The sequence below is a fragment of the Vibrio tasmaniensis genome (assembly GCF_024347635.1).
GTDB lineage: Bacteria > Pseudomonadota > Gammaproteobacteria > Enterobacterales > Vibrionaceae > Vibrio > Vibrio tasmaniensis.
The window spans coordinates 1,482,100-1,500,293 of the sequence record NZ_AP025510.1; the positions used below are offsets into that span (position 1 = coordinate 1,482,100).

The following is an 18,194-nucleotide window of genomic DNA, read 5'->3' on the forward strand; positions in this document are numbered from 1 at the left end:
ACATTATTTGGAGCTAAAAGTTTGAAGTGCGTTGTATTACTAGTTGGTGAACGTGTGATTGTTAACTTACATTAGGTATTAAATATATAGCCTCCCACGTAAAAAAAAGTGAAGCCATTAAGATATGAAGTGTAAATGTAAAGAACAAAGAATTGTTAGAGTCCGTCGTAACATTTTTGACAGAATTATTGGTACTAAAGAAAAGTATAAATGTGCTAATTGCAATACAGCCTTCAAAATCAAAGGCTAAGAATATCGAATTTTATATCTAAGGTATTTTTTTACACAATAAACTTGTCTAAAAAACGTCTTCAGGCATGTTGCCTGTTTATTTTTTATATACACGTCATCATGAATATAGAATAACAAAGCCCGAATATCCAAGAGTGGATATTCGGGCTTTGTTATATAGAAGTATTACTGGCTTAGATCGCTTAGGTACTCTTTGAGTTATACATCTTATCGAAGTTCTTTTGATTCCAGCCGACCATCACCTGGTCGCCGATTTTAAGCACGGGGATAGAGCGAGCACCCATCGCTTGCAACTCTTTACGGCCACGTTGCATCTTTGCATTCGTTAGGCGGTAAACAATTTTCTTTGAATCCAAATAGCGCTGTGCATCTTTACAGTGCGGGCATTTGTCTGCGACGTACAATACAACACGTTTCATTTTTACAATCTCTTTTTGAGTCTAGCACTTGGTGAATCTTGCTAAAGTGTAACGAATCCTAGGTGATTAGAAAAGTGTGATCAGTTACACTATGCGGCTCAATTTTCAAGACCACAACGTATTGTCGTGGTGTAACTTGTACGGTCTTTCAGCATGCATCCTTCTTTACGCTATATCCAAGGCTACCCGAAGCACATACTCGACCCGGTAACTCAACTTGTTGAATCGGGGAAATTGGTGCCGTGGTTTGAAGCTCGCTACCCAAAGAATCATGAAATAAAAAGCGAGAAAGCCCTGTTTGACTATGCGATTGAGATTAAAAATCGTTATATGAAAAAAACACCACCGATCAGTAAAGTGATTTATGACGGCAAGATACACCTAATTAATAATGCATTAGGTCTGCACTCTTACGTGGCGAAGAATCACGGTGGAAAGATCAAATCGAAGAATGAGATTCGTATCGCCAGTGTTTTTAAAAATGCACCAGAACCTTTGCTGAGAATGCTGGTGGTACACGAACTGGCGCACATCAAAGAGAAAGAGCACGACAAAGCCTTTTACCAACTATGCTGTCACATGGAACCGGAATACCATCAACTTGAGTTGGATGCCCGTTTATTCATGATGTATTTAGATTTAAAGAAGTAGCCCAATGAGCCAATCACAAAATAGAACGACGCTAAGCCTGTCGAAAAACAGTACCTCCGCGGCAAAAACAAAAGATAACCAAGCTAACGAAGGTAACCGCAAGCAAGGTGATGTTAAGCCAAGCAGCGACAAGCGTATTTCTTCAAAGAACACATCAGATAAAAACCGAAAGAGTACGGCTTCAAAAGGCGCTGGTAACAACAAAGCAAAGCGACCTTTTGCAAAAGATAGCAAAGGTAAGCCGGGCGCGAATAAAGGGCCATCGAATAAGGCATCTTTCAATAAAACTGCATTTAACAAGAATGCAGCACAGAAAAGACGTTCGGCTGAGAAGCCTCAAGGTGGATTACACCCAAGAAACCAACACACAGGTCGCTACGACTTTGAGTTATTGGTTGCTGCCTTGCCTGAGCTAAAAGAACATCTGATCAAGAACCCTGTGGGCGAAGACACCGTTAATTTCTCTGATCCACTGGCCGTTAAGTTACTTAACAAAGCTTTACTGGCGCACCACTATGGCGTTAAGCATTGGGATATTCCTGCTGGTTACTTGTGTCCGCCAATTCCTGGCCGTGCAGACTACATTCACAGAGTGGCAGACATCCTTAATAGCGATGGCCAAGGTGAACCTTATAACCACGCGTCTGTGAAAGCATTAGATATCGGTGTGGGTGCAAACTGTATCTACCCAATTATTGGTGCGACAGAGTATAAGTGGCGCTGCACGGGAACTGATGTCGATTCAGTATCTATCAAAACAGCAAACTTCATTGCTGAAAGTAACGCTAATCTAAAAGGTAAGATCCGAGCTCGTCTACAAGCGGATTCTGAATCTATCTTTAAGGGCGTGATTAAAGACAATGAACGTTACGATGTCACTATTTGTAACCCTCCATTCCATAGTTCTCTAGAAGAGGCGGAAAAGGGATCACAACGCAAACTGGATAATCTAGCGGCAAACCGTGCAAAGAAAGCAGGGCAATCATTCAAGCCAGAAACGAATAAGAAGCCAGTTAAGTTAGATAAATCAACTACGCAAAATAAACCAATTAAGCAAGAGAAACCAACCTTAAATTTTGGTGGCCAAAAATCTGAACTTTGGTGTCCGGGTGGCGAAGCTGCTTTCATTATGAAAATGGCGAGAGAGAGCCAACTTTTTGCTACTCAAGTATTGTGGTTTACGACATTGATTTCTAAGAAAGACAACGTTGATATGATTCGTTCAGAATTGGGTAAGCTACGAGCTAAACAAGTAAAAGTGGTTGAGATGTCGCAAGGCCAGAAGGTGAGTCGCTTTATCGCATGGACCTTTATGGACGACGAGCAAAGACAAGAGTGGATCGCGCTAAAATAGCGGCTGCACTGAGTTAAGACATTAAGTTGAAATTACGTACGGGCTTGTTGTTAACGCAACAAGCCCGTTTTTTGTGCTTTTCATATTCGCTAAGCTGAAAGCAATTCATCTAATTTGCTCTGATATTTCTTTGCTAGTGCACTATTTCCTGCTTTTCTTTCGAGTTCAATTAAAATTTGAAGTGATGGAATTTGGTAGCCATAACGCTGGTGGAATTTGAATAAGCGAAGCCTAGCGTCGTTGTAATCGGCGTTACTCACTTCAATTTTTGATAGCTGTAGTATTGATTTTGCGCGATTCGGGTCGTGGTCAATCGCTCGTGTGAAGTAGTATTTTGCTTGGTCGGTATTACCAGCTTTAAACGCGCAAAAAGCCGCATTCTCATAACTGGCAGATACTAGATAATAATAGGGTTGGTCAATTGCGCGGTTGAAGTATATATCAGCTTGCTCGTATTCGCCTTGTTTACACAAGAACGTACCGTAGTTATTCAATACATTGCCGTTTCTTGAATCGAGACTGAGTGCTTTGCGGTAAGTGGTTCTTGCTTCATCTACTTCGCCAACTTGCTCGTAGTAATGTGCCATCGAAAGTTGGGCGCGGTAATAACTAGGAGCGTGTTTGATAGCGAGCTCTAGATTTTCACGTGCTTTGACCATATTACCTTGTCCCATGTAGCCCAAACCCAATTCAATACGTGATTGAGACATCGCAATTGGGTCACTTTCCATTTTTGGTGGCCCTTCGGTTACAGAAACACAACCTACCAGAGAAACAGAGGCGAGTAGCGTGAGATGAGATATCAGGGTGGATTTTGGTAATAGCGACTTGTTAGGCATGTGCAGCTCCTTTTGAACACAAACCTATGATATGAAATTGAACACACTTAAGTGTTAGAGCGATTATGGAATGCGACCCAAACATCATAAAAAAACCGTGTCCAATTTGGCGTTTTATCAACAACCTATGGAACACGGCTTTATGTGTTTGTGAATCGGAAGAAAGAACTTAATCGTCTTTGGTAAAGTTGTCTTCGCTGAAATGATCCAGATCGTAAGGTGTTTGTTGGTAAACGCAGTAGTTTAACCAGTTAGAGAACAACAAGTGTCCATGACTACGCCAGCTTGCAACAGGCTTGTTGTCTGGATTGTTGTTCGGGTAGTAGTTGATTGGTATCACTGGCTCCATGCCTTCACCTAAATCACGAATGTATTCGTTGTGAAGTGTATGCGAGTCGTATTCCGGGTGACCCGTTACAAACACGTTTCGCTTATCTTTGGTCGCTGCTAGGTATACGCCCGCCACATCAGAAGTCGCAAGAACATCAAGGTCAGTATGCTCGGCTAAGTATTCCTGAGAGAAATCAGCATAGCGAGAGTGCGGTGCCAAGAAGGTATCGTCGAAGCCACGTAAAATTGGGTGGTACGGGTTATGTATCTCGTGGTTGTAAACCCCAGAAAGCTTATCTTTACGAGTTCGTTTTGGTAAATCATACAAGAGCTTTAAGCCAGCTTGAGCTGCCCAACACACATACAAGGTTGAGGTCACATGCTTGTTTGCCCATTCCATGATGGTTTTTAGATGATCCCAGTAGATAACATCTTCAAATTGAACCAAGCCAAGTGGCGCGCCAGTGATGATCAATCCATCAAAGTTTCTCCCTTTGACCATTTCAAATTGGCGATAGAAGTTATCAAGGTGTTCTGTTGGTGTATTTTTGCTTGGACGGTCATCAATACGCAGCAGCTCTACATCGACTTGCAATGGGCTGTTCGATAGTAGGCGTAAGAATTGAGTTTCAGTTTCAATCTTCTTCGGCATCAGGTTGAGGATCAAGACTCGAAGTGGACGAATTTCCTGTGTCGATGCTCTTGATAACGGCATAATAAAGATGTTTTCTTCACGAAGAACATCAGATGCTGGCAATTGGTCTGGAATGCGAATAGGCAAAGCTTTCTCCCTAAGCTGGATATGTAGACGTCTATACATCTAAATCTATAGTAGTTTGATACGCTTGTCGATATACAAAATGGATAGTTGTAAATTATTTGTGTTTTCTATCAGAAGTCATCCACCGACATCGAGGGCAGTCTCACTGTATCCAGTGATTACGTGAGTTGAGTGTAAGGACTCGGTATTCGGATGTTGAGCAAAGGCAGTTATCAGAGAAACTCGTTACTATTTAAGATAAACTCATGTTTTCGAATTAGCCTGTAAAGTGACAGATGAAGTTAATACTCATTCGAGGGTTGCCGGGTTCTGGCAAGTCAACAAAAGCAAAAACCTACGATGCATTGCATGTCGAAGCGGATATGTATTACGTGAATGAGCAGGGTGACTATTGTTTTGACCCAAGGCAGTTGCAGCAAGCGCATGAGTGGTGTCAGAACACTACAGAAGACGGCTTGAAGCAAGGGTTGGATGTTGTAGTGTCGAATACCTTTATTAAGCAGTGGGAAATGAAGGCTTATCGTCAACTCGCACTCAAATACAAAACGGATTTGGTTATAGAAGTGTGCCGAGAACAATATGGCAGTATTCACGACATTGAACCGTCTGTGATTAAGCGCATGGCAAAAGATTGGCAAGAATAGCATCGTTCTTCCTCTGCTTGCGTGGCTGAATGGCAAATAGAATTAAATTAATAGAATAACTCCAAGGTAAAGATTGAAATGGCAAAGCGCTCAGTTGTGGTCGACATGACTTCTTATGGTATCTATTCCACGTGGGATTCCAAATCTAAAGACCTTCCAAAAATCCAAGAGTTCACCACCACCGTTGATGCTGAAATCGATGTGGAGTTTGGCTATATCTTGAATATCAAGAAAGCCAAAGGTGAAAAGATCCGCTACTGCATCTATCACCCGAATATCACTACAGACAAGGGCGAAATGCTCGAACCGTTCGATGGTGAAGAGCATGTCGGTAACAACGACTGGGATTTCTACTTAGGTGACACCATCTGGGCGCCAGTCTCGAACAAGTTAGGTAAGTGGCGCATGACCGTGGAGCTAAAAGGCAACATCATTGCCGATAAGACATTCGACCTTGTTGCAAAAGACGAAGGCCAATTCTGGAAGCGTAGGGGTTTTTAGACGAAATTTCTGGTAGACGTTAGCTTTAGGCTAAACGCAGACAACAAAAAAGCCGAGTCACACGTCGTATGTGGGCTCGGCTTTTTTCATAGTGCTAGATAGAAGTGACTACCTAACTAATGGGTTAGATTATTGTGTTACGTAAGCTACAACAAACTCAGTGATAGCGACCATATCTTTCACTGCAATGTACTCTTCAGTGGTGTGAACTTTCGCCATACCAGTAGAAAGGTTAACCGTTGTTAGACCTTTCGCGTTGAAGTTGTTCGCATCGCTACCGCCGCCAGTGCGTTTAGTATTTGCGGTTACGCCAAGCTTCTCAAACGCTGATTTGATAGAAAGAATATGCGGGTGATCGTCTGCAATCACGAATGCATCGTAAGCACGAGTAGATTCGATTTCTACTTCAGCGCCGAACTGTTTTGCACTCTCTTGGAATGTCGAGATCATGTGCTCAACTTGAGCCGTTAGCTTTTCGCCGTTTAGAGAACGCGCTTCAGCCACGACTTTAAGCTCTGGCATTACGATGTTTGTCGCTTGACCGCCTTCAACAATACCGACGTTTGCCGTAGTTTCTTCATCGATACGAAGTAGGTTCATCTTAGTGATAGCGTCTGCAGCAACTTGAATTGCACTGATGCCTTCTTCTGGCGCTAAACCAGCGTGAGCAGGGCGGCCTTTGATTTTAGCAACAATCTTTTGCTGACCTGGAGCTGCGTTTACGATGGTGCCAATTGGGCCGCCTGTATCAAGTACGATAGCGTGCTCAGATTGAATGTAAGACATATCGAAGTTCAAAGAGCCGAACAGACCACCTTCTTCGAAGACAGTAAACGCAATCTCGATAGTTTTGTGTTCTTTGCCTTCAGCTTTGATGCAACGAACCGCTTCCATGATAGCTGCGATACCTGATTTATCGTCGCCACCTAGAATCGTGTTGCCTTTTGAACGGATGATGCCGTCTTCGATGATTGGCTCAATACCGATGCCTGGCGTTACTGTGTCCATGTGGCAACTGAACACTGTGCTTCCTGGAAGAGTGCCATCTAGACGAGCGTAGATGTTGAAACCGTTAGACACTTCTTCAGGGACAGCCAGTTTGTGAACTTCAAAGCCTAGTTCACCAAGTTGTTCAGCCAAAGCTTCAGCAATCGCTTTTTCGTTACGAGATTCACTATCAATTTTCACTAGATCGCAGAAATGTTCTACAAGACGTTGTTCATTAATTTGGGTCATTGTTAATTCTCATTTTGCTCCGCTGTTTCTAAAGAAGTGACGGAGGCTGGAACAGGAAAATCACTATAACGCCTTTTTACAGAATCATTGTCTGAGTTAAATCAAGAAAATTATCTGATTATTCTAATTTATGAGAAAAATACTACTCGGATCGACCCGTGTTCAGGATTTTAATCTACATATGTGTCGGTTGCCTTAAAGGTTGCTAAGCGTATAGGGAGAGTGCTATCAATAAACGATGTGTTGGCAGGATGGGGTGGGGAAGAGTTCGTTTTACTGCTTGCTGGTACTCAAGATCCAGACGAACAATTGAAATGATAAGGCAAACAATCGCTGATCAAACGATAGAAACATATTCAGGTCCGTTAGCGTCGGCCACACCAATTGGTGCGAACATTCATTTAACGTATCAAGAGTTAAATAGTAGTACCTACAAACAGCATTTGAAATCAGCTTAGTACGCAATACAGCTTAAATGAACCTAAGCGAATAGGAGTGTTATCAACTCCTATTCGCTTAGTTTTTATGTTATTTGTTAAGAGTCTTACTTAGCGATACCTTCTAACATTTCAACCAGTTCGCCTTCTGTGGCTGGTTCGCGAGCGAGCTCAATGACTGCTGAAGCGCCACCTTTTAACATATAAGCTTGAGTTCCACAGTGGTCATAATGGAACCACTTACCATCGACACACACATCGGTATAACATCTTGGGTCTTGTTTGAGTTCCATAGTAATTTCCTTATTAACATTTGCCTAACGTTTTTGATGCTAGTTGGTCACAACTCGGTGCGGTTTGATCTAAATCAATTTAATATGTAATTGATGATTTGATTAGTAAATAGGAGATGTGTGTCTTGAACTGTCGAAGCCGATAAAGAGGCCACTTCTGGCGATTAAAGCGTTCAAAGCACATGATTCCAGTTTGTCACTCTACTTCTTTTTCTTGCCACATGACGCTTTTCTACATACGCTAACCACTCTCTTAACCCCATACAAATGTGATTGTGTTGGAAAATGACTAATATCTTTATCGTTGTAATTGTTCTGGTTGTGTTCTTTTACTTTATTCAAAACTATCTAGTAAAAAATGATGACACCAAAGATCATGCTTATCAGAAGAAAGGCTCGTTAATGTCGGCGCAACAAGCGACATTCTATAACGCGCTTAAATCTGCTGTGGGTAACCATGGGGAAGTATTTGCTAAAGTGAGCATGTCTAACGTTGTTATCCCTGCTAAGGCGAATAATAAAAAGAATTGGTTTATCGCGAACAACAAAATATCACGTAGTTATTTTGACTTTGTAGTGTGCGACCCTCGAACGTTAGAGCCACGCGTAATCATCGAATTGGACAATGGGAAAGAGCTTAATAAAGGAAAGGTTGATCGCGAGAAGCTACTGATGCACGTTTGTAAATCGGCAGGCCTTCCACTTATTGGCGCTTCAATTAAGCACAGTTATCAAGTGAGCCGTTTGAAAAGGTTACTGGCAGCACACATCGATTTGATCGAGCCATCGAAAGAAGTTCGATTCTGTAAGAAATGTAGCAGCCCTATGATCATCAAACTGGCAAGCCATGGCGACTATAAAGGCCGACGCTTCTTCACATGTAGCCGTCAACCTAACTGTACTTATACTGAGAACTACAATGTCGTGTTCGACATGGACGATGATTCTAACTAATATCGCGCGCCAAAGTGCTCAGTAAAGGGAGAAAAGACACAAAGTATGCTGATGTATGTAATCATCGAAGTTGAACTTAAATGTGATCTACTTCAAGCCATTGATCTGCTTTGTGTTTAAATTTTATTCTGATTGTTGTTTTTAAAAGCAAACGAACAGTTTTGTGCAAATTTATCCTTGCACGCATCCAAATCACTCGCTATTATCCATCTCGTTCTGAAGCGTTAGCCACTTAATAAAGCGGTTAGATAAGTTTCACTGCATTGCCCGCTTAGCTCAGTTGGTTAGAGTACTTGCATGACATGCAAGGTGTCACTGGTTCGAGTCCAGTAGCGGGCACCAAATTCGTTCTTTATGAACAAGCAAAAAAGCCCACCTAGTGTGGGCTTTTTTGTGCCTGTCGTCTTTCAGCCAAAACAACCGCCTTAGCTGAAAGACTTGAGTAGAGATCTAACCTCGAATGATCATTTGCTCACGCTCAGGACCTACTGACACCATCACAATTGGCACACCCATCAATTCTTCGATACGTGTAACGTAATCTTGTGCTGCTTGAGGAAGGCTTTCAAACGTACGGCAACCCGTGATGTCCTCGTCCCATCCCGCCATATCTTCATAAACAGGCTTCAGCTCAGCCGTTTGTGGCCAAATCGGGTTTTCAGTGTGCTCACCAGAGTAAGCGGTACAGATCTTAAGTTCAGATAAACCAGACAGGCAATCAATCTTAGTCAGTGCGATTTCAGTAGCAGCTTGCAGGTCAACGCCGTTGCGAGTTGCTACCGCATCAAAGTACCCCATATCACGTGGGCGACCCGTCGTTGCACCGTACTCGTTAGAACTTTCGCGGAAGCTGTCTTGCTCTTCCATTGCAGTCACTAGCGTACCAGTACCAACAGACGAGCTGAACGATTTGGCAACGGCAATAATGCGTTCAGGGCGAAGGGCTGGTAAACCACTACCAATACCTGCATAAGCTGCAGTTACATTAGAAGACGTCGTCCAAGGGTATTCACCGTAGACAAGGTCACGGCCTGCACCTAGTTGAGCTTCAAACAGTAGGTTGGCGTCTTGTGATTGCAGTGCTTTAAGTGGTTCAGTCACGTTGCAAATGAACGGACGCCAAGCCTTAGTCACTTCAAGTAGCCACTCTGTCATTTCAGAAGCAGTCTGAGTGAAATCACATTGAGGATATAGCGCTTTAAGTTGAGGCATTTTCCAATCAAGCAGGAATTGAATGCGCTGCTCTAAGATATCAGGTTGATTCAACCAGCCCACAAGAATGCCTTTCTTCATTACACGGTCGCCGTATGCTGGTGCAATACCTTGACGTGTTGAGCCATAAGCACCATCGCCTAAACGCTCTTCTTCAAGCGTATCTTCAAGGGCGTGTAAAGGGAGGCACAGTGTCGCACGGTCTGAGATCGCCATTTTAACTTTGATGCCAGCAGCTTGTACTTCTGCAATCTCTTCAGTTAGCGCAGCAGGGCTTATCACCATGCCAGGGCCAAGAACCGCCGTACAATCAGGATTAAAAATACCACTAGGTAGTTGGTGCAGTTTGAATGTGCCGAAGTCGTTTACAACGGTATGACCGGCATTATTTCCGCCTTGAAAGCGAATGCTAGCAGAAGCTTGATCTGCTAAAAAATCAACGATACGGCCTTTGCCTTCGTCGCCCCAGTTTGCGCCTACAACAACAATAGATGGCATAATTTTTCTCCTGACTGATTGAGAAATCATGTTAGGCCTACAAAGTGGATAAGAGAAATTAATTATCTTTATTATCTTGATAAGGATTTCATATATCATATGGAGAGCACAGGAGAGAACATGATGCTTGATATCCATTTGTTGAAGACGTTTGTGACGCTTGCGGAGTACAAGCATTTTGGGAAAGCGGCCAATGCGCTTCATATGACACAGCCCAATGTGAGTTTGCACCTGAAACAATTGGAACAACAAACACGAATAAAGTTGATAGATAGAAGCCCATTTCAATTGACTCAAGCGGGTGAGCGGTTATTGGAAACAAGCCAAAGAACCTTACTCGAGTTGCAGATTTGTCAGGCTGATCTCAACGCCATTAACGATCTCAAAATAGGGACGTTAACCATTGCGGTGAGTGACATTATTTCTCGATTCTTGTTGATTCGTCCTTTCCAGAAGTTCAAAGCGCAGTATCCTGGTATCGACCTTACGTTGTTGAATACCACATCATCTCAAGCATCGAGTTTAATTAAGAATGCTCAGGCAGATCTGGGCTTCGTTATTGCGAAAGAACAACACAACGAGTCGCTCTATTTTACCAAGCTTCAAGAGCTCTCATGGTGCGCACTAGGTGATGGTTTGGATATCCAAAGCGCAAATAATTCGATAGAGAGCGAGTCTGAAGATGAAGGTGTCGATACAGAACTCACCTTAATCCTACTGGGTCATGATACAAGAACGCGTGACTTCATCGATGAAGGTTTGCCAAGCTTAAACCTACCTAATCACAGAGTGATGGAAGTAGGGAGTGTCGACGCTCAAATCGACTGGGCAGAGGCTGGCTTTGGGGTGGCAATCATTCCTGAGTTTGCGATCTCAACCAAGCAGCACCTGAAATCGAAAGTGACACCATTAACCAATTTCTCAAGCACAAGTCTTGGTTATATTGTTAGGCAGAACCAAGTCTTATCTAAAGCAACCAAGCAACTGTTAGGCTGGGTGAATGATGAGATTACCCAGTCGCAGCCAAGAAATAATAACGGCGAGTGAGTCATCCATATTCCAACTTAATTTAGTTACAAGTTAGCCCGCCGAGTGTGGGCTCTTTAAGTCTGGATTAGCCAATGTCATACAATCAAAGCGGCTTTCCTAATATGAAGTCGGTAATAACCAACGCCACTACTAATGATAAACAAAACATCCAATAGCACCGCGACGGGTGAGCCAACCAATATGTCATGAGCTACCCACACAAAAGTACCAATCACCATCAACCAGCGCATCAGTTTATCATTGGCTGTGAACGAAGCCTTAGTATGAAGCAACGAGCCAATACAGCTGAGTGTGCTTGCAAGTCCACTAAAGGTGAGGATGGTGCCTAACACCGTGACAAAGTAAAACAGCCATTTCATCCGAGGATCTGAGATAAAGATCCCTGTGAAATAACGACACGCGCCAATCACCAACAGACATGCGGCTGTCCACTCTTGAAGTAATGCGAAATGCGCGGCGATCAACAAGGCTGAAATCGTCAATGTCGCCAACAATTTGGTGCGGCTTTTAAATTGGAATGAAGCGATATCGAATAGGGAAGCTAAACCTACCAATATTTGGGATGCGATAAAAAAGGACACAAGTCCTCCAACAACAGAAAGAAATAACACGGAGAGGGGTGAGTGATGGGTTTGTGATATCGATGAATTTTTAAAACGAGCAAGCAAATACAAGCCGTTAAACCGACAAACTTAGGGTTGTTGGCCTATTTAGAATCTTGAGATATCAAACCATCAGTGACGTGTTAGGCGTTGGGGGAGATAAACCGCGATAGCTCTTAAGGGAAGGGAACTTCCAGCTGATTGAAAGGTGTTTGTTATCGGGCAGATCGCGTCTGAAGAGCTTAGCCAAGCAAGTGTGTGCATTGTTACTCCTCGTATCGATTGCCCTAAATAGGCCGTCAGTGTACCGCCTTAAATACACAAATGATATCAATGTTACTTCCTATTACACATTTGAGCTTTCGAATAAATCTGCTTTGCGTGGCCAAAAACAGACGAATCCTAATTCCCCATCTTCATTTCAGACTTACCTATCTGAAATCTTGTTAGCACAAATTGATCATTGACAATGTTTGATGTTCAAACTAAATTCCACTTATTGATTTGATAGTCAAACTACTTGTCGGTCAAAGTACTTATTTGAGCAAGATTGATCAGTAAGGACTTCTAACATTGAACACACGAGCTAAGGACGCAATTTTGAGTTTTCCAACACGTCATCAACACAACTTTTCTTCACACAGCCAACAAGGTGAAAAACGTACTTTCTACGTTCTTTTGTTAACTGTCATCACCATGGTTGTCGAGATCGTTGCCGGTACTGTTTACGGCTCCATGGCATTGCTTGCCGATGGTTGGCACATGGGAACACACGCGGCGGCGTTTGGTATTACCTTGTTCGCCTACCGTTATGCAAAGAAACATGCGCAGAGCGAACGTTTCTCTTTCGGTACTGGCAAAGTCAGTGTGCTAGGGGGATACACCAGCGCAATAGCATTGGGAATTGTGGCGCTGTTGATGCTCGTGGAGTCAGTACATCGCTTGTTTAACCCACAAGCCATTCAGTTCAATGAAGCGATCATCGTGGCATGTATCGGTTTGACCGTGAATGTCGTGAGTATGCTTTTGCTAGGGGACCATCATCATGACCACGGACACGACCACTCTCATTCTGAACATAAGAGACACAGCCACGATCGTCTACATAGTGAGCATCAAGAACACGCAGCTCACAGAGGGCATCATCACGATCACAACTTGCGTGCGGCTTACATGCACGTTTTGGCCGATACATTGACGTCTCTGCTGGCGATCGTCGCACTATTGTTTGGTAAGTTTTATGGTTGGAATTGGTTAGATGCCGCAATGGGTATGGTTGGCGCTGTGGTTATTGCGAAATGGACCATGAACCTAATGAAGCAGACAAGTCCAATCTTGCTCGATCAGAATATCGATGATGAGTACCGTAACAGCATAACTGAAGCTTTAGCTCCTTATGCGGCCGTAACCGACTTACACATGTGGAAGGTGAGCGGGCATCACTACTCAGCGGCGATTACTCTTGAATCAAACAGTGATAAAAGCGTCTCTGAATATAAACAAATGCTCGGCAAGTTTGATAAGATTAACCACCTTACTCTTGAAGTGCACTCAAACAGCCATGCGAAATATAGAACAGCTTAATCAAATACTGACTGAGTTCTACGATAAAATGTCTTCGTGGGAGCAATCTGTTGTCAAAGAGACGGGTTACTCCCTGGCTCAAGTACACACTATTGAAGTACTTGGTATGCATGGCGCGTTAAGAATGAAAGAGCTCGCTGAAAAGCTGGGCATCACCACGGGTACATTGACCGTTCAAATCGAAAAGCTGGTTAAAGCCGAATTGATTGAACGCCATGAACACCCAACGGACCGTCGTGCAATCGTGGTTGCTCTAACTGATGAGGGGCAGAAGATTCACGTTCACCACAATCAGCTTCACTTGAACCTAGTTAATGAATTAACGCAAGACATCGAAGAAGATGAGAAAGCGGTATTACTGAAGTGCCTATCTAAGATGGTAAAAGCGTTTTAGTCAGCCTTAAGTTCGGACCCTAACTTATTAGCTGCAAAGCGATTGATTAAGAAATCTAAAAATGGACCTGACTCGAATTGAGTAGGTCCATTTTTTCGCCGTTTTCGCTTGACTATACAATCACCAATCGATGGACTCACCGTTCAAAAAATAAGTCAAAATCTCCAATATTGCTCTTCGTTCTTGCTCCGCTGATGAGCCAAAAAAATGTCATTTGCAGCCGTCAGATCAATAATTGCTCAAAGTTTTTTCATTCAAAGCCTTAATAGCAAGGCGTTCAGCCACTCACACTCCGTCAAATATCTGTCTCTCACTTTTATAATTCTATTAATGTACATGTAACAAAAGTGTGTTATTGATTGATTCGTCGTTAATGGGAATGAGCCTTCTCTGTTTAAATGTATTGATAATGTCACTACTGGCGGGCAGGGCCGCTGCAAAAACTCAACCTCATTAATGATAAAAAAATCATAACAATAACTCGATCGCACTAGCCGTATATCCATGCTTTGATGCGATCAATTAGATACTTACAGTTAATTTAGTAAAGACGAGCCATGTATATGAATATAAAGAAAAAGCTCTATTCGTTGGGGGTGTTCTCCATCTTCGGCATGATTTCATTGTTGTTTACCACATCTCAATTTGCAGACACCACCGCTAAAATGAGCGAAGCCAAACAAATTACCAAAGAACTTGAAGTGCGACTGCTCAACCTTCGTCGTAACGAGAAAGATTTCTTACTTCGCAGTGATCTGAAATACCTCGACAAGTTCGACGTAAATTACAAAAAATTCTTAGCGTCTGAATCTGAGCTTAATGCTGTGCTGAATGATCTGGGTTTGGCCAATAGTACGCATTTGCGTGAAGATATCGAAACGTACCACACAAGCTTTGTTAACCTTGTTAAAGCCAGCCAAGTGTATGGACTAGCACGAGACAAAGGCTTGTTAGGGGAATTTCATGCTGTACTCGATAACATCAGTGCCACCGCGAGTGCTGAACAAAAAATTGAGCTGTATCTCTTCAATGATCTGATCGAGAAGGGTGAGTTCGACCCAAGTGTTCTGTCTATTACTTCTAATGCGGGTGGCTCAGCTGCTTTGATAGAAGCAGCTCGTCAAGTCGTAGATCAGAAACGAGTGATAGGGTTAAAGCATAACGAAGGGTTACTAGGGCAAGCGCGCACAGGTTCGCACGTTATCGAGACTCAATTCAAAGAATTCTCGGCCGTGTTAGATCAACAGGCGCAACAAGAGATGGATAAACTATCGCTGATCAACAACACCCTTTGCGTCACACTGTTAGTGGCGATCATTCTATTCAGCTGGTTAATCGTACGTTCAATCATCGGTAAGATTGAATCTCTACTCACAGTGATCCGTAATATTGTTGATTCGAACGACGTGTCTATTCGTGCGACGGAGAATGGCAAAGACGAACTCGGTAAGCTAGGCGAATACTTCAATCAACTGCTAGACCAGCTTGAAGGGTTGATTGCGACGTCTCAATCTAAGTCACATCAGTTGACACAAAGTACGTCGAGCATGCATGACGAGCTAGAATCGGTCATCAAACAGTTCGAAGTTCAAGCAAACCACACCTCAACAATGACAACTTCAGTGCAAGAGATGGTACTGACTATTGGGGAAATATCAGAAAGTACATCGGTTGCGGCTGAAGGCGTTCATCAAGCGAAAGTGAATGCCGACAAAGGTCGTGAAGTGGTGGTCGATACTATAAATAACATTACCCAGTTGTCTGAACGCCTTTCAAGTAGCCAAGATTCGATTAGTTCTTTGAATCATCATGTCGATCAAATTGGTAGTGCCGTTAACATTATCCAAGGTATAGCGGAACAGACTAATCTATTGGCACTAAACGCAGCCATTGAAGCCGCTCGTGCTGGTGAGCAAGGTCGTGGCTTCGCAGTTGTTGCAGATGAAGTCCGAGCGTTAGCAAGCAGAACGCACCAATCAACCACAGAAATCACCAGTGTAGTAACTGCAATCCAGAGCCAAATGAATGCTTCTATGACAGAGATTGGCGAGTGTAACCAACAAGGCCAGCTGACACTTAAAGATTCAGAAGAACTGGATGCAAGCTTGCAACTGATCTTGAGTGATATGGAAAGCATTCAGGGCAACTCAGAACGCATTGCTTCAGCGATTGAAGAGCAGGGCGCTGTAATGACGCAAGTGAGTGACTCGATCACTGAGTTGAATACTATCTCGAATGATAACAACGCTTCGGCGCAGCATTGCTTAGTTGAAGTCGATAAAGTAGCCGAGCAAGCGAATGATATGGATCAAGCGGTAGCGCAGTTTAAGACGTCATAAGATTTCTAGAGCAATCTTTAAACCAAAGATGTGAATTAATTGAAACTCAAGGCGTGAATTATTTGCGCCTTTTTTATACATGAAATTGATTACCCAAAAGAGTCGAACAGAAAACGGCCCGATCTGGGGGAAGATCTGGGCCGTTATATTTCGTATTTTAGGGGAATGACTTATTTCTGCCTTCCAGCACATCCAGTGCCAATTTAACCGCTTTATCAATATTGTCGCATCCCGCTAATTTGCCCGAACTGATAGGACCAAGCACATTAGCGTACAACGAGATCTGCTTGTTAAATGGCAGGCTCAACTGCTCATATAACCGCTGTCTAATCTCGGCATGCTGCTCAGGAGCGTGTGCAGCAAGGTTTTTTAAAGTGTCATAAACAAGAGTGGTGGTAGTGTTCATTCGTCTCTTTATCATTAAGTGGGAGACGTTTATTTTATAACCTTTTCAGATTCTTTTACTGTGATATAAGTCATACAATATTATTAATGTTTTTCTCTTTTTAATCGAATGAGAATAAGGCATTACAAAATGGACTTAAGTATCTGTGGAATAAAACTAAAATAATGACAGACTATCGAAGAAACGAACGAATTGGCATGAGTTATGTCTTTGGATCGCTTCGAATAAACGTTAAATCTTACGGAAGAGGAACAGCATGCATTACGACGTATTCAATGGAGACGCAGACGGCATCATCGCGTTGTTACAACTGCGATTAAGTGAACCGAGAGAGAGCGTACTCGTGACCGGTGTAAAGCGTGATATTAAGTTGGTTTCTCAAGTTTCCAGTCAAATCATGGAGCCAGGCACACCAAATGAGGTCTCTTCCGTTACTGTTCTTGATGTGTCGATGGAGAAGAACCTGCCAGCATTGCACTCACTGTTAGATGCCAACATCGATGTGTTTTACTGCGATCACCATCGGACAGGGGACGTGCCAATCTCTGAGCATTTAAACACTCTGATAGACACCTCTCCAGAGAGCTGCACGAGTTTACTGATTAACCAAAAGCTGAAAGGTGCACACGTAGCTTGGGCAATCGCGGCGGCCTTTGGTGACAATTTAAAAACAGTGGCCGCACAGTTAGCTGATGAAAATGGATTCGAACAATCACAAATTGAATTTTTAGAAGAGCTCGGTACCTTGGTTAATTACAACGGCTACGGTACCTCACTGAGCGATTTGCACTTCACGCCAGTTGAGCTCTACCAAACCCTTTATCAATATCCGAATCCGTTTGATCTTTTGGATGACAAAGACTCGGTGTTTTATCGACTACGAGCTGCTTACCAAAATGACCGCCAGCAATTATCAAACCTTGCCCCAGTTTATGAAAGTAAAGTCGCACGTGTGTTTGAACTGCCTGGTGAGACTTGGGCAAGGCGTATCAGCGGTGTATTTGGCAATGAGATCGTGAATCAAGATCCAAACCGAGCGCAAGCAGTATTAACGAAAAACCAAGATGGCGAATCTTATACTGTTAGCCTAAGAGCTCCACTATCCAATAGAACGGGCGCAGACGAAATTTGTTCAAGCTTTGTAACTGGCGGAGGGAGAAAAGCAGCGGCTGGTATTAATCAACTTAGTGAGCTTGATAAGGTGAATTTGATTTCATTAATGGATGATTATTATTCACTTGGTGTGAAAGGCGACCTCAAAACATAACAGGATTACGCGTACAACCCCCCTATATTCCCACTGCCATATCAATCACGCGTACATATAAATTGCATATGTGCGGAAATTTTCTTTATCTGTTTTAATGATATTGATCGCAATCATTAATCCCAGTAATGGCGGGGTTTATTGGCTGTGC

General features: G+C 43.0%; 19 protein-coding genes and 1 tRNA gene. 12 read left to right on the forward strand and 8 right to left on the reverse strand.

Annotated elements, in window-relative coordinates:
- Positions 1-434: 434 nt before the first annotated feature.
- Positions 435-671 carry a glutaredoxin family protein gene (locus OCV44_RS06775; protein WP_012604109.1) on the reverse strand — a complete coding sequence of 79 codons (237 nt, stop codon included), beginning with the start codon at positions 669-671 and terminating at the stop codon, positions 435-437.
- A gap of 153 nt (positions 672-824) precedes the next feature.
- On the opposite strand from OCV44_RS06775, the gene OCV44_RS06780 reads away from it, so the two are divergent.
- Both OCV44_RS06780 and rlmF read left to right on the forward strand, forming a co-directional pair.
- Positions 825-1,322 carry a YgjP-like metallopeptidase domain-containing protein gene (locus OCV44_RS06780; RefSeq protein ID WP_004734935.1) on the forward strand — a complete coding sequence of 166 codons (498 nt, stop codon included), beginning with the start codon at positions 825-827 and terminating at the stop codon, positions 1,320-1,322.
- A 4-nt stretch (positions 1,323-1,326) separates the two neighbouring features.
- Positions 1,327-2,676 carry a 23S rRNA (adenine(1618)-N(6))-methyltransferase RlmF gene (gene rlmF, locus OCV44_RS06785; RefSeq protein ID WP_139684017.1) on the forward strand — a complete coding sequence of 450 codons (1,350 nt, stop codon included), beginning with the start codon at positions 1,327-1,329 and terminating at the stop codon, positions 2,674-2,676.
- Between the two features lie 89 nt (positions 2,677-2,765).
- On the opposite strand, the gene pilW is transcribed toward rlmF, so the two are convergent.
- Entirely contained in the window at positions 2,766-3,515 is a 750-nt protein-coding gene (gene pilW / locus OCV44_RS06790; RefSeq protein WP_139684016.1) for a type IV pilus biogenesis/stability protein PilW, read from the reverse strand.
- A 169-nt stretch (positions 3,516-3,684) separates the two neighbouring features.
- Entirely contained in the window at positions 3,685-4,626 is a 942-nt protein-coding gene (metA, locus tag OCV44_RS06795; protein WP_086049295.1) for a homoserine O-acetyltransferase MetA, read from the reverse strand.
- Positions 4,627-4,901: 275 nt separating this feature from the next.
- On the opposite strand from metA, the gene OCV44_RS06800 reads away from it, so the two are divergent.
- The gene (locus OCV44_RS06800) at positions 4,902-5,270 is read left to right on the forward strand and encodes an AAA family ATPase (RefSeq protein ID WP_139684015.1); all 369 of its coding nucleotides are present in this window, start codon (positions 4,902-4,904) and stop codon (positions 5,268-5,270) included.
- 78 nt (positions 5,271-5,348) lie between these two features.
- Complete coding sequence (locus OCV44_RS06805) at positions 5,349-5,771, forward strand: DUF3859 domain-containing protein (RefSeq protein ID WP_139684014.1); 423 nt, start codon at positions 5,349-5,351, stop codon at positions 5,769-5,771.
- Between the two features lie 129 nt (positions 5,772-5,900).
- Here the strand turns inward: OCV44_RS06805 and OCV44_RS06810 are convergent, their stop codons facing one another.
- Positions 5,901-7,007 carry a M20/M25/M40 family metallo-hydrolase gene (locus tag OCV44_RS06810; RefSeq protein ID WP_139684013.1) on the reverse strand — a complete coding sequence of 369 codons (1,107 nt, stop codon included), beginning with the start codon at positions 7,005-7,007 and terminating at the stop codon, positions 5,901-5,903.
- A 240-nt stretch (positions 7,008-7,247) separates the two neighbouring features.
- On the opposite strand from OCV44_RS06810, the gene OCV44_RS06815 reads away from it, so the two are divergent.
- Positions 7,248-7,325 carry a GGDEF domain-containing protein gene (locus tag OCV44_RS06815; RefSeq protein WP_261900935.1) on the forward strand — a complete coding sequence of 26 codons (78 nt, stop codon included), beginning with the start codon at positions 7,248-7,250 and terminating at the stop codon, positions 7,323-7,325.
- Between the two features lie 226 nt (positions 7,326-7,551).
- On the opposite strand, the gene OCV44_RS06820 is transcribed toward OCV44_RS06815, so the two are convergent.
- Positions 7,552-7,737 carry a hypothetical protein gene (locus OCV44_RS06820; protein ID WP_086049299.1) on the reverse strand — a complete coding sequence of 62 codons (186 nt, stop codon included), beginning with the start codon at positions 7,735-7,737 and terminating at the stop codon, positions 7,552-7,554.
- A gap of 285 nt (positions 7,738-8,022) precedes the next feature.
- Here OCV44_RS06820 and OCV44_RS06825 point away from each other — a divergent pair, with 285 nt between their 5' ends.
- Positions 8,023-8,691, forward strand: coding sequence for a DUF2726 domain-containing protein (locus OCV44_RS06825; RefSeq protein ID WP_086049300.1), 669 nt, complete (start codon positions 8,023-8,025; stop codon positions 8,689-8,691).
- A 265-nt stretch (positions 8,692-8,956) separates the two neighbouring features.
- Positions 8,957-9,033 (forward strand) — tRNA-Val (locus OCV44_RS06830).
- A 108-nt stretch (positions 9,034-9,141) separates the two neighbouring features.
- Here OCV44_RS06830 and OCV44_RS06835 read toward each other — a convergent pair.
- Positions 9,142-10,401, reverse strand: a complete 1,260-nt coding sequence (locus OCV44_RS06835; protein WP_139684012.1) for an adenylosuccinate synthase — start codon at positions 10,399-10,401, stop codon at positions 9,142-9,144.
- 120 nt (positions 10,402-10,521) lie between these two features.
- On the opposite strand from OCV44_RS06835, the gene OCV44_RS06840 reads away from it, so the two are divergent.
- Positions 10,522-11,448: a LysR family transcriptional regulator gene (locus tag OCV44_RS06840; protein WP_139684011.1), complete on the forward strand. Its 927-nt coding sequence runs from the start codon at positions 10,522-10,524 to the stop codon at positions 11,446-11,448.
- Between the two features lie 77 nt (positions 11,449-11,525).
- On the opposite strand, the gene OCV44_RS06845 is transcribed toward OCV44_RS06840, so the two are convergent.
- Positions 11,526-12,032 (reverse strand): YgjV family protein, encoded by a 507-nt coding sequence (locus OCV44_RS06845; protein WP_139684010.1) that lies wholly within the window; start codon positions 12,030-12,032, stop codon positions 11,526-11,528.
- Between the two features lie 621 nt (positions 12,033-12,653).
- Here OCV44_RS06845 and dmeF point away from each other — a divergent pair.
- From dmeF to OCV44_RS06860, 3 genes are all read left to right on the forward strand, one after another.
- Positions 12,654-13,637, forward strand: a complete 984-nt coding sequence (dmeF, locus tag OCV44_RS06850; RefSeq protein ID WP_139684009.1) for a CDF family Co(II)/Ni(II) efflux transporter DmeF — start codon at positions 12,654-12,656, stop codon at positions 13,635-13,637.
- Entirely contained in the window at positions 13,615-14,031 is a 417-nt protein-coding gene (locus OCV44_RS06855) for a MarR family winged helix-turn-helix transcriptional regulator (protein WP_009846872.1), read from the forward strand. Before dmeF ends, OCV44_RS06855 begins: the two co-directional genes overlap by 23 nt.
- Before the next feature lie 614 nt (positions 14,032-14,645).
- Positions 14,646-16,370, forward strand: a complete 1,725-nt coding sequence (locus OCV44_RS06860) for a methyl-accepting chemotaxis protein (RefSeq protein ID WP_032499726.1) — start codon at positions 14,646-14,648, stop codon at positions 16,368-16,370.
- A 157-nt stretch (positions 16,371-16,527) separates the two neighbouring features.
- On the opposite strand, the gene OCV44_RS06865 is transcribed toward OCV44_RS06860, so the two are convergent.
- On the reverse strand, positions 16,528-16,776 hold the full coding sequence (locus OCV44_RS06865; RefSeq protein ID WP_139684008.1) for a PAS factor family protein: 249 nt from the start codon (positions 16,774-16,776) through the stop codon (positions 16,528-16,530).
- A gap of 256 nt (positions 16,777-17,032) precedes the next feature.
- Here OCV44_RS06865 and OCV44_RS06870 point away from each other — a divergent pair, with 256 nt between their 5' ends.
- Positions 17,033-18,043, forward strand: coding sequence for a DHH family phosphoesterase (locus tag OCV44_RS06870; RefSeq protein WP_139684007.1), 1,011 nt, complete (start codon positions 17,033-17,035; stop codon positions 18,041-18,043).
- Positions 18,044-18,194: the final 151 nt, after the last annotated feature.